Genomic DNA, 11,896 nt, shown 5'->3' on the forward strand with positions numbered 1-11,896 from the left:
GCGTGGATCATCTTCACCTCCGGCTCCACCGGCACCCCCAAGGGCGTGGCGGTCACCAACCGCAACGCGGCCGCCTTCGTCGACGCCGAGGCCCGCCTTTTCCTCCCCGACGACCCGCTGGGCCCGGGCGACCGCGTCCTGGCCGGCTTATCGGTGGCCTTCGACGCCTCGTGTGAGGAGATGTGGTTGGCGTGGCGCCACGGCGCGGCCCTGGTACCGGCCCCCCGCGACCTCGTACGCAGCGGCATGGACCTGGGCCCGTGGCTGGTGCGCCGAGCCATCACCGTCATCTCGACGGTGCCCACCCTCGCTGCGCTGTGGCCTCCGCAGGCGCTGGAATCGGTCCGCCTGTTGATCTTCGGCGGCGAGGCCTGCCCACCCGAACTGGCCGCGCGCCTGTCCGCCCCCAACGACGACGCCGACGGCCCGACCCGTGAGGTCTGGAACACCTACGGTCCCACCGAGGCGACCGTCGTCGCCTGTGCGGCACGGCTGGACGGCACTCCGCCCGTGCGCATCGGTTTGCCGCTGGACGGCTGGGATCTCGCCGTCGTCGACGAGAACGAGGCCGAGGTCGGCTGGGGCGAGACCGGGCAACTCGTGATCGGCGGCGTCGGGTTGGCGCGCTACCTGGACCCGGAGAAGGACGCCCAGAAGTACGCGCCGATGCCCACCCTCGGGTGGAAGCGCGCCTATCGCAGCGGCGACCTGGTCCGGCTCGACCCCGAGGGACTGGTCTTCGCCGGTCGCGCCGACGACCAGGTGAAGGTCGGTGGCCGGCGCATCGAACTCGGCGAGATCGACACCGCACTGCAGAACCTGCCCGGCGTCTCGGCCGGTGCCGCAGCCGTGCGCACCAGCGCGGCGGGCAACCCGCTCCTCGTCGGCTATCTCGCTTCCGCCGATCCCGAGTTCGACCTGGCCGACGCCCACGCCGCCCTGGCCCAGCAGCTCCCGGCCGCATTGGTCCCGCGGCTGGCGCTGGTCGACGAACTGCCCACGCGGGTATCGGGCAAGGTGGACCGCGACGCGCTGCCGTGGCCGCTGCCTGGAACCGATGCCGACGACGGGGACGCCGCCGACCTCACCGATACCGAGCAATGGTTGGCCGACACCTGGACCTCGGTCCTCGGTACGACGGTGAGAAGCCCCGACGCCGACTTCTTCGCCGAAGGCGGCGGCTCGCTCGCCGCGGCCCAGCTGGTCTCCTCGTTACGCGAGCGGTACCCGAGCATCACCGTCGGCGACCTCTACGACAATCCGCGGCTGGGACGGCTCGCACAACTCCTCGACTCCTGGGACCCGTCGGCCGGGGTGGTGGAACGGTCCGTCACGCCGACGCCGCGGCGGACCGGCTGGATCCAGGCAGCCGCCAGCCTTCCGCTGGCCACACTGACGGGCCTGCAGTGGGTGACCTGGTCGGCCGTCGCCAACAACGTCGGCGCCTGGCTGCGCCCCGACATCGACTGGTTGGTCCGGCTCGACTGGTGGATCGTGCTCGTCGCCTTTGCCGTCTTCATCACCCCGCTGGGCCGAATGACCTACGCGGCAGTGTTCGTGCGCCTGCTGCTGCGCGGTGTTGGGCCGGGCGACTACCCGCGCGGCGGCAGCGTCCACCTGCGGCTCTGGTGTGCCGAACGCCTCGTCGAATCCAGCGGCGCGTCGAATATCTCCGGCGCGCCCTGGATCATCGCCTTCGCCCGCGCGTTGGGCGCCGAGATCGGCCGCGGCGTCGACCTGCACTCGCTGCCGCCGGTAACCGGATTGCTGGCGCTCGGCGACGGGGCGTCGGTGGAGCCGGAGGTCGATCTCGCCGGGTGGTGGATAGACGGCGACATCGTGCAGATCGGCGCGATCGTGGTCAAACCCGGGGCGACGGTCGGCTCCAGGTCGACGCTCTTCCCGGGGGCGGTCATCGGGCGCGACGCCATCGTCGAACCGGGTTCGGGGGTGCGCGGCCGGGTCCGGGCTCGCGAGCAGTGGGCCGGTTCCCCTGCGGCGAAGGTCGGCAAGGCCCGGCCGGACTGGCCGGCGGAGCGCCCTTTGCGCCGCACACGCTGGGCGGTGGTCTACGGCATCTCTGCGCTGGTGCTCGCGTCGATCCCCCTTGTCTCACTCGGCGCCGGCCTCGCTCTGCTTGCCACCTGCGTGGCCTCCTGTGGACGGTTGTACGACGTCGCCGTCCGGGCGGCTGCGCTCATCCCGGCCGCCACGCTGGTGAGCCTGTTGACCTATGCAGTCATCACCGTCGTATTCGTGCGCCTACTCTCGATCGGCATCACCGCCGGCTACCACCCGGTGCGTTCGCGGATCGGCTGGCAGGTGTGGCTCACCGAACGGGTCCTCGATGCGGCACGCACCTACCTCTTCCCCCTCTACGCCTCGCTGCTGACTCCGCTGTGGTTCCGCATCCTGGGCGCGAAGGTCGGGCGCAACACCGAGATCTCGACCGCCCTGGTGCTGCCGAAGTTCACGACTATCGACGACGGCGCCTTCCTCGCCGACGACACCATGGTCGCCTCCTACGAGTTGGGCGGCGGCTGGTTGCACATCGACGAGGCTCGCGTCGGCAAGCACGCCTTCCTGGGGAACTCCGGGATCACCGGGCCCGGACGTCGCGTGCCCAAGAACGGACTGGTCGCCGTCTTGTCGGCCGCACCCGGCAAGGCGAAGGCGGGGTCGAGCTGGCTGGGCAGCCCACCGGTCCGGTTGCGGCGCGTGGCTGCTGATACCGACGCGTCCCGCACCTTCGCGCCGCCACCGCGCCTGCGCGTGGCCCGGGCACTCATCGAGACCCTGCGCCTCGTACCGGTGATGGTGTCGTTCGGGATCGGTGTCTTCGTCCTGCTCGGCGTGCAGTACTTGGCCGTCCACGCCGGGGTGGCCGTCGCAGCAGCATGCAGCGGGCTGCTGCTGCTCGTCGCCGGCGCCGCCGCCTGCTGTATAGCGGCTGCGGCCAAATGGCTCGTCGTGGGCCGCATCCGGGTCTCCGAGCACCCGCTGTGGAGCCCGTTCGTATGGCGCAACGAGTTGTCCGATGCCTTCGTCGAGACGGTCGCGGCACCATGGTTCGCCAACGCCGCGACCGGCACGCCGGTCCTCACACTGTGGTTGCGGCTCCTCGGTGCCCACATCGGCCGCGGCGTCTGGTGCGAAACGTACTGGTTGCCCGAGGCCGACCTGGTGACCCTGGCCGACGGCGCCGCGGTCCAGCGGGGCTGTGTGGTGCAGACACACCTGTTCCATGACCGGGTGATGGCTATCGACACCGTCGAACTCGATGAGGGTGCGACGCTGGGACCCCACTGTGTGGCCCTGCCCGCCGCGCGCATCGGCATGTCGGCAACCGTCGGTCCGGCGTCGTTGGTCATGCGCGGCGACGCCGTCCCCGCCCACACACGTTGGCAGGGCAACCCCATCGCACCGTGGGACTGACGCCCGAACCGGCGACCCGTGGGAGCGGGAACAACGCCGGGTAACCTTGGGCGCACCGTCGCCTCCCCCAGTCACCCACGATCAGCACCGAGGAGCACCGCTTGTCTCCGAAGTCAGGCCGTCCCCAGTCGGGGCGCGTGTCCCCCGTGCTGGGCAGCCCGGTCGACGTCATCGACGACTACCTGCCCGAGAGCGGCAATCTCGGGTACCGCGTATCGCGCTATGACTTGGAGCTCGGATACCGCGTCGCACCCAACCGCCTCACCGGCGTCGCCACTATCACCGCGACCGCCACCAGCCACGTGAAGCAGGTCCAACTGGATCTGGCCCCGACGATGGCCGTCGCGCGGGTCACGGTGAACGGCGAACGGGTGCGCTACACCCACCGTCGGGCCAAATTGGCGATCACGTTGAACCGGCCGATCCCGGCGGGCGGGGCACTGTCGATCGTCGTGCGCTACGCGGGTAACCCGCGTCCCATCCGCGGCGCGTGGGGCGAAGTCGGCTGGGAGGAGCTCACCGAGGGCTCGTTGTGCGCCAACCAGCCCAACGGCGCACCGTCGTGGTTCCCCTGCGACGACCACCCGGTGGCCAAGGCGAGCTACCGCATCGCGATCTCCACCGACTCACCGTTTCACGCCCTCGCCAACGGCGTACTCACTGCCAAGCGCACCAAGGCCGGGCAAACGACCTGGGTTTACGAGCAGGCCGAGCCGATGGCGACCTATCTAGCCTCGATACAGATCGGGCGCTACGAGACGACGGTGCTGGCGACGCAGCCGGTTCCCGTCGACCTCCTGGCGCCGCCTGCCTTGCGTGCCGCGGCGCGGGCCCGCTTCGGCCCGCAGGTCGAGATGCTCGCCGCGTTCACCGACATGTTCGGGCCCTACCCGTTCCCCCGCTACACCGCCGTCGTCACCGACGATCCGCTGGAGATTCCACTGGAGGCCCAGGGCTTCGCCACGTTCGGCGCCAACCACTGCGACCCCACCAGCGACGCGCAACGGCTCGTCGCGCACGAATTGGCCCACCAGTGGTTCGGCAACTCGGTCACGCTCAAGCGGTGGCGCGATATCTGGCTGCACGAGGGATTCGCCTGTTACGCCGAGTGGCTGTGGAGCGAGCGCAGCGGCGACCAGTCGGCGCATCAGTGGGCGAACCACTACTACGACAAGTTGAGGTCGACGCCGATGTCGCGCCCGCTGGCCGACCCCGGGCCCGCCGCCATGTTCGACGACTGGGTCTACAAACGCGGCGCACTGACGCTGCACGCGCTGCGCCTGCGTATCGGCGACGACGCCTTCTTCGCACTACTGAGGCACTGGACCGACAAGTACCGCTACGGGTCGGTGGGTACCGAGGACTTCATCGCGCTCGCGTCCCACCACACGGCGCAGCCGCTCGGCGAGCTATGGCAATCGTGGCTTTACGAGACGACACTGCCTCCGTTGCCGCCTACAGGACCTCCTGGGCACTGACACAGGGCGCACCGGCGTTGTCGCCGACCTCGATGCGGTACACCGAGGCGGCGCCCTCCTTCGCCTTGCCCGCGTCAGCGTCCAGTGGTGCGGTCGCGGCGATGACCAGCACGTTGCTCGGATTCTGGCCTGCGAAGGCAGTGAGAACCTTGATCTTGAAGCCCGGGGAGTACTTGTACTGATCGAGCTGTCCCTGCATCTGCGTCGCGTTCTTGGCCATGGCCGATCCCGGACACACCATCGCCTTGGTCTTCGCGAACGACTCGGCCCGCGCCTTCCCCGGGGGCACGAACGTGATGGGTGAAGTCGTCACGAACTCGGCGGCGAACTTCTCCTTCCCGGTGAGTCCCGACTCCGCTGGGCTGCCCGCGCCCATCGACTTCCACTCACTCACACACGGGCTCCCCGCATGCTCACCGAGAACGATCTGGATCGGAATGGCCCGGTGCTTCTCGGCCGGCTGCGCCGCGTTGTTGTTGCGGAAGACGACGACGACCTTGTTCGGGTCTGCCACTGAATTATGGGTGGCGAGGACAGTCGTCTCGTTGTCCGGAAGGTATTTGATCGTCTCGATCTTGCCTGCGTCCTTGAACTTCTTGAGCCTCTGCGCCATCGACGAATCGGCACAAACCAGCTTGGCCCGGGTGTCAAAAGCCGCGACTCGCGCCGGACCCTTCTTGGTGACGATTTGCTGATCGGCGACGACGAAGTCGGCGGCGAACTTGGCGTTCGCGGCGGCCGTCGCGCGGGCCGCTTCAGCGCTCGCCGAGGCCGCACTGGCCGAGGCCCGCTCCTGCGCTGCACTGTCGTCGGTCGCACAACCGGTGAGCGCCGCACCCACTCCCATCCCGACGACGATGAGTGCGCCCAGTGTCCTAGCGCGGTTCGAACCGGTCATGTCGATCCCCTTGTTCCTACGCGGGCCCGATGCCGCACGAAGAGACCAAATGTAGTGCCGTAGTCGACCCGGCGCACCCGATGGCCGCTAGGTCCGAAAAGTCGGATTCAGTCCGAGTCTGTGCGGGCGCGCAGGTACGCCGTCACCGCGTCGTACTCGGGCAGCAGGCCCGCCTCGGCGGCCTCGGCGAGACCCGGCGCGGCGGTGTCCTTGCCGGACAGCTCGTAGACCAGCGGCGAGCCGTCGCGGGCGATCGTCGGCCACTCGATTCCGATCTCTGGGTCCAACGGGTTCACGCCGTGCTCGGCAGTCGGGTTATAGCCGGAGGAGCAGAGATAGGTCACCGTCGACCCGTCGGCCAGCGCGCAGAACGCGTGGCCCAGGCCCTCACTCAGGTACACCGCGCGACGGTCCGTGTCATCGAGGAGAACCGCGTCGTAGCGACCGAACGTCGGCGAACCGACGCGGATGTCGACGATGACGTCAAGAATTGCGCCCGCCACGCACGTCACGTACTTGGCCTGCCCGGGCGGCACGTCGGCGAAGTGGATGCCTCGCAGGGTGCCCGCCGACGAGACCGACACGTTGACCTGGGCGACGTCGAGGTCGTGGCCGATCAGCTGCGACAGCATCGGCGCCTTAAACGCCTCGAGGAACACCCCCCGCGCGTCACCGTGCTGGACGGGTGTGAAGACCCATGCGCCACTGATCGCCAGTTCCCGGATCTCCATCGACCTAGAAGCCCTTCCCACGTTTGAGCAGGTTCAGCAGATAGTCGCCATATCCGGACTTGGTGAGGGCCGCGGCCCGCTGGCCCAACTCGTCGTCGGAGATCCACCCCTGACGCCACGCGATCTCCTCGGGCGCCGCGATCTTGAGGCCCTGCCGCTGCTCGACGGTGCGCACGAAGTTGCCCGCATCCAGCAACGAATCGAAGGTGCCGGTGTCCAGCCACGCCGTCCCGCGCGGCAGTACCGTCACCGAGAGCGCGCCACGCTCCAGGTAATGCCGGTTGACGTCGGTGATCTCGTATTCGCCGCGGGCACTGGGCTGCAGCGACCGCGCGATCTCGATGACGTCGTTGTCGTAGAAGTAGAGACCCGGCACGGCGAAGTTCGAGCGTGGCTGCGCCGGCTTCTCCTCCAGCGAGATCGCGCGGCCCTCGCCGTCGAACTCGATGACGCCGTAGGCACCCGGGTCGGCCACCCAGTAGGCGAAGACGGCACCGCCGACGACGTCGCGGTGCGCGGCGAGGCGGCTGCCCAACCCCGGCCCGTAGAAGATGTTGTCGCCCAGCACGAGTGCCGCCGAATCATTGCCGATGTGATCGGCACCCAGCACGAATGCCTGCGCGAGTCCCTCGGGCTGCGGCTGCACCGTATAGCTCAACGAGATCCCGAACTGCGAACCGTCGCCCAGCAGATTCTCGAACGCCGCGCGGTCCTCGCGAGTGGTGATGATCAGGATGTCGGTGATCCCCGCCAGCATCAGCGTGGACAACGGGTAGTAGATCATCGGCTTGTCGTAGACCGGAACCAGTTGCTTGCTGACGCCCCGGGTGATCGGGTGCAGTCGCGTACCGGTGCCGCCGGCCAGGATGATTCCGCGCATCATCCCAGGCTATCGGCCCACTAGACTGGTCGACGGCAACACTGCCTACTCGAGCGGGAGCAGCATGCGGGTACTGGTCACCGGCGGCGCCGGGTTCATCGGGGTGAACTTCGTCCTGCGCACGCTGGCCACCCGCCCCGACGTCGAACTGACCGTCCTGGACAAGCTCACCTACGCCGCCGACCCAGAGTCGCTGAAACCCGTCGCCGACCGGGTGCGACTGGTCGTCGGGGATATCGCCGACGAGGAGCTGGTCGACGGACTCGTCGGGCAGACCGACCTCGTCGTGCATTTCGCCGCCGAGTCGCACAACGACAACTCCCTCAACGATCCGTCACCGTTCGTCGCGACCAACCTCGTTGGAACGTTCACGCTGTTAGAGGCCGTCCGCCGCCACGGCAAACGATTTCATCACGTCTCGACCGACGAGGTGTACGGCGATCTCGAACTCAACGACCCGGCACGGTTCACCGAGTCCACGCCGTACAACCCGTCGAGTCCGTACAGCTCCACCAAGGCCGGCTCAGACCTGCTGGTACGGGCATGGGTGCGTTCGTTCGACATCGCCGCGACGATCTCCAACTGCTCCAACAACTACGGGCCCCATCAGCACGTCGAGAAGTTCATCCCACGCCAGATCACCAACGTGCTGACCGGGGTGCGCCCGCGCATCTACGGCGACGGGCGCAACGTGCGCGACTGGATCCACGTCGACGATCACAACGACGCGGTGTGGGCGATCATCGACCGTGGCCGCATCGGCGAGACCTACTTGATCGGCGCCGACGGCGAGACGTCCAACCGAACGGTCGTCGAGACCATCCTGGAACTGCTCGGCGAGCCGCGCGACGCGTTCGTGTTCGTCACCGACCGACCCGGGCACGACCGGCGATACGCCATCGATTCGACGAAGCTGCGCACCGAACTCGGGTGGCGACCGCGCTACACCGATTTCGCGAGCGGACTGGCCGCGACGATCGACTGGTACCGCGAGAACGAGTCCTGGTGGCGCGGCCGCAAGGCCGGCGTGGAGGCCGGGTACGCGAAGACCGAGAAGGTCCTCTAGACGCCGAGTGGGTCGTCCCGCACCGCCGAGTGGGTCCTGTTTCTACGCCGAGTGGGTCCGGTATCCGGCGGGGTTTCTCTCCTGCCAGCGCCAGTAGTCCGCGCACGCCCGGGCGGTGTCGAACTCCGCCCGCCAGCCCAACTGCTCCTGCGCCTTGTCCGGCAGGCAGTAGGTGGCCTGCGCATCACCGGGCCGACGCGGGGCGTCGACGGTCGGGATCGGGCGGCCCGAAGCAACTTCGAATGCATCGATCAGCTCCAGCACACTGGTCGGCCGCCCGGTACCGAGGTTGAAGACGGCGATCCCCGGCTCGGCATGCTCGATCGCGGCCAGGTGTCCCTTGGCGAGGTCGACGACGTGGATGTAGTCGCGCAGCGCGGTCCCGTCGTCGGTGTCGTAGTCGCGGCCGAAGACGCTGACCTGCGGCAGGATCCCGGCGGCGACGCGCGCGACGATGGGCATCAGGTTGTTCGGGATGCCCTGCGGATCCTCCCCGATCAGACCGCTCTCGTGCGCGCCGATCGGGTTGAAGTACCGGAGTCCGATCAGCTTCTTCTCCGGAGCGGTGCGGGAGAAGTCGACCATGACCTCCTCGCACATTTTCTTCGACTTGCTGTACGGGTTGGGCAGATCGACGCCGGTGCGCGAGGACTCCACGAATGGGAGGTCCTCAGGATGGGTGTAGACCGTACCGGTCCCAGAGAATAGGAATGTGTCGATACCGTGCTCGGCCATGGCGCCGAGCATGACGATCGTCGAGCCGACATTGTTGGCGTAATACTCCAGCGGCTTGGCGACCGATTCGCCGATCGCCTTACGTGCCGCGAGGTGAATGATCGCGTCGAACGGACCGGTCTCGACGATCCCGGCGCGAACCGCATCGGCGTCGGTGACGTCGATGGTCCGGAACGGCACCGTCGTGCCGGTGATCTCGTTGATGCGCTCGACGGCGACCGGACTCGAGCAGGAGAAGTCGTCGAAGATCACCGCTTCGTGGCCCGCGGCGATCAGCTCGACGGCGGTGTGCGCACCGATGTAGCCGGCACCGCCGGTGAGAAGAACACGCATGGGGAGAGTCTACGGATTCACCGGGCGTGCGCGGCCGCCGAGGAGGACCAGCGCCAGCGCGATGACGATCATCACCAGCCCGAACCCGAAGAACTCGCGGTAGCCCAGATCGGGGAAGGTCTGGGCGATCCAGGCCAGCAGCGCCGGGAAAGCGAATCCGATGTAGGTCAGCGTGTAGTAGACGGCGGTAAGACCGGCCAGGTCGTCGGGCCCGGCGATGCGCTGAACCTCCAACAGGCCGCCGATCAGCGCCATTCCGTACCCGCAGCCCAAGACGGCGGCCGCGAGCAGAGTGACCGCGACGCTGTGCGAAGAATCGGCGAGGATCGCCATGACGAGTCCGGCCGCCAGCGCGGCCAACGCCACCACCATTGCGCGCACGGTACCGGGGCGGTCGATCCGGCGCCCGACCGATTGGATCGCGAACCCGGCGGTCAGTCCGATGAGGCAGCACGCGGCCGCAAACGCGATCGGCACCGACGTCTGTCCGGATAACCGCTCGGGCAGGATCGCATAGGCGATGGCGCAGGCGCCGAACACCCACGGCGCCACCGGCGCGACGACGAGGAGAAAGCGCCTTGTGAACGCCGACGGGATACGCAGGTCGGCGAGCAACGAGCCGTGCTGTTTGCGGTCGGCGAACCTGGTCTCGGGCACCGGCCACAGCGCCACAGCCGACACCGCGGCCAAGATCACCGTCACGACGTAGGGAGCGACGGTGGGCCACGGCCCCCATTGCGCCATCACGCCGGCCACGGCAGCGCCGACACCGAATCCGGCAGTCAGGCACATCGTCGCGCGGCGTGCCCCGACCCCGGCCGGCGTGCCGGACCGGATCGTGAGTTCGGCGACCCAGCTGCCGCCGACGGCCATCGCCAGGCCCAGAGCTATCCCACTGAGCAGTCGGCCGACGCTGAGCAACACCACCGACTCCGCGCCCAGCGCCAGCGCCACCGAGCCCAACCCGGCCAGGATCGGCGCGGGCAGCATCAACGGTCGTCGCCCCCACCGGTCCGATGCTGGTCCGCCGATCAACAGTGCCGGCGCGATCCCGAAGACATACACGAACAACAGGGCGTCGACGGTGACGCCGGACAGCCCTTCCTGCTTGTACATCACCAGCAGCGGGGTGAATTGGTTGCCGCCCCACGCACTGACGAACAGCGCTCCGCCGACCGGCACCCACGTGGATGCCGCGACGGTGGTGGTGCCGGTCCGCGGTGGAGTCATGGCGGTCATGGTAGCTATCCTGCGACGACCCCCTGCCCGAGGAGCCACCGTGCCGATCCGTTGGAAAACTTCAGCCGCCACCGTCGCCGTTATGACCGCCGCGACTGCGGTACTCGGCGCCACGATCGGCGCACCGAACCGCACCGTCCCTGTGGCGGCGGCAGCTCCGTCATCCACCTCCGGCCTGACACCGGCGCTCGCCACGGCCTACCGCCAAGCCAAGGCACAGGCGCAGCGCGAGGGCGTGCCGCTGTGGATCACCTCGGGCAAGCGGTCGTGGGCCGAACAGGAAAGCATGTGGCGCGACGGCATCGCGACGTACGGCAGCCCGGCCGCCGCGCGCCGATGGGTTCTGCCGCCAGCCGAGTCGACTCACGTCACCGGTCGCGCGATCGACGTCGGCCCTCAAGAGGGCGCACAGTGGCTCGCCCGCAAGGGGACCCGCTGGGGCCTGTGCCGCACGTACGCCAACGAGTGGTGGCACTTCGAGGTCGCGACCGTGCCGCGGACCCCGTGCCCGCCGAAGTACGTCGATTCCGCACATCGCTGACCAGCGACTCGTGCGGGCCGTCGGACGGCAGGGCCTGTTTGCCCAGGCAACGCACCGGGTGGCAAGATCAACACTCGTGTCCAGCGCAGATAAAGACGTCATGTCGACCCCGATCACCGACGAGGAGATCTTCCTCTCCCACATCGGCGGAAAGCTGTCGGTTGAGCTCCAAGCCCCGCTGGAGACCCAGCGCGACCTGTCCATCGCCTACACCCCCGGTGTAGCGCAGGTGTCGCGCGCGATCGCCGCGCAGCCCGAGCTCGTGGACAAGTACACCTGGACCAACCGCCTGGTCGTCGTCGTCTCCGACGGCACCGCCGTGTTGGGCCTCGGCGACATCGGCCCGCGCGCGTCGCTGCCGGTAATGGAGGGCAAGTCCGCACTGTTCCGCAGCTTCGCCGGGCTGAACTCGATCCCCATCGTGCTCGACACCACCGATCCCGACGAGATCGTCGAGACGCTGATCCGCCTGCGGCCGACTTTCGGCGCGGTGAATCTGGAAGACATCTCGGCGCCGCGGTGCTTCGAAATCGAGCGTCGCGTCATCGAGGCGCTGGACT

General features: G+C 68.5%; 9 protein-coding genes and 1 pseudogene. 5 read left to right on the top strand and 5 right to left on the bottom strand.

Features of this window, described 5'->3' with window-relative positions; genetic code table 11:
* A partial coding sequence (locus B4L26_RS07315; RefSeq protein ID WP_290717554.1) for a Pls/PosA family non-ribosomal peptide synthetase occupies positions 1 to 3,435 on the top strand: 3,435 nt, incomplete at its 5' end.
* Positions 3,436 to 3,536: 101 nt separating this feature from the next.
* Positions 3,537 to 4,913: a M1 family metallopeptidase gene (locus tag B4L26_RS07320; RefSeq protein ID WP_290717556.1), complete on the top strand. Its 1,377-nt coding sequence runs from the start codon at positions 3,537 to 3,539 to the stop codon at positions 4,911 to 4,913.
* Here B4L26_RS07320 and B4L26_RS07325 read toward each other — a convergent pair.
* The 3 genes from B4L26_RS07325 to rfbA all read right to left on the bottom strand — a co-directional run bounded on the left by B4L26_RS07325 (position 4,891) and on the right by rfbA (position 7,422).
* Positions 4,891 to 5,811, bottom strand: coding sequence for a hypothetical protein (locus tag B4L26_RS07325; RefSeq protein ID WP_290717558.1), 921 nt, complete (start codon positions 5,809 to 5,811; stop codon positions 4,891 to 4,893). The genes B4L26_RS07320 and B4L26_RS07325 overlap by 23 nt on opposite strands.
* Positions 5,812 to 5,918: 107 nt before the next feature.
* Entirely contained in the window at positions 5,919 to 6,542 is a 624-nt protein-coding gene (locus B4L26_RS07330; RefSeq protein WP_290717560.1) for a dTDP-4-dehydrorhamnose 3,5-epimerase family protein, read from the bottom strand.
* Between the two features lie 4 nt (positions 6,543 to 6,546).
* Positions 6,547 to 7,422 carry a glucose-1-phosphate thymidylyltransferase RfbA gene (gene rfbA / locus B4L26_RS07335; RefSeq protein ID WP_290717562.1) on the bottom strand — a complete coding sequence of 292 codons (876 nt, stop codon included), beginning with the start codon at positions 7,420 to 7,422 and terminating at the stop codon, positions 6,547 to 6,549.
* Between the two features lie 64 nt (positions 7,423 to 7,486).
* Between rfbA and rfbB the strand changes: the two genes are divergently transcribed.
* Positions 7,487 to 8,488: a dTDP-glucose 4,6-dehydratase gene (gene rfbB, locus B4L26_RS07340; protein WP_290717564.1), complete on the top strand. Its 1,002-nt coding sequence runs from the start codon at positions 7,487 to 7,489 to the stop codon at positions 8,486 to 8,488.
* Between the two features lie 42 nt (positions 8,489 to 8,530).
* Here rfbB and galE read toward each other — a convergent pair whose 3' ends face one another.
* Together galE and B4L26_RS07350 are read right to left on the bottom strand one after the other, a co-directional pair.
* Positions 8,531 to 9,556 (bottom strand): UDP-glucose 4-epimerase GalE, encoded by a 1,026-nt coding sequence (gene galE, locus B4L26_RS07345; RefSeq protein WP_290717566.1) that lies wholly within the window; start codon positions 9,554 to 9,556, stop codon positions 8,531 to 8,533.
* A 9-nt stretch (positions 9,557 to 9,565) separates the two neighbouring features.
* Positions 9,566 to 10,795, bottom strand: a complete 1,230-nt coding sequence (locus tag B4L26_RS07350) for an MFS transporter (RefSeq protein WP_299490466.1) — start codon at positions 10,793 to 10,795, stop codon at positions 9,566 to 9,568.
* Between the two features lie 82 nt (positions 10,796 to 10,877).
* Between B4L26_RS07350 and B4L26_RS07355 the strand changes: the two genes are divergently transcribed.
* A complete protein-coding gene (locus tag B4L26_RS07355) occupies positions 10,878 to 11,336 on the top strand; it encodes a M15 family metallopeptidase (protein ID WP_290717570.1) in 459 nt (152 codons plus the stop codon).
* A gap of 100 nt (positions 11,337 to 11,436) precedes the next feature.
* Positions 11,437 to 11,896, top strand: a pseudogene (locus B4L26_RS07360) (NAD-dependent malic enzyme); the annotation flags it as partial.

This window comes from Gordonia sp. UBA7599 (assembly GCA_002477755.1).
GTDB lineage: Bacteria > Actinomycetota > Actinomycetes > Mycobacteriales > Mycobacteriaceae > Gordonia.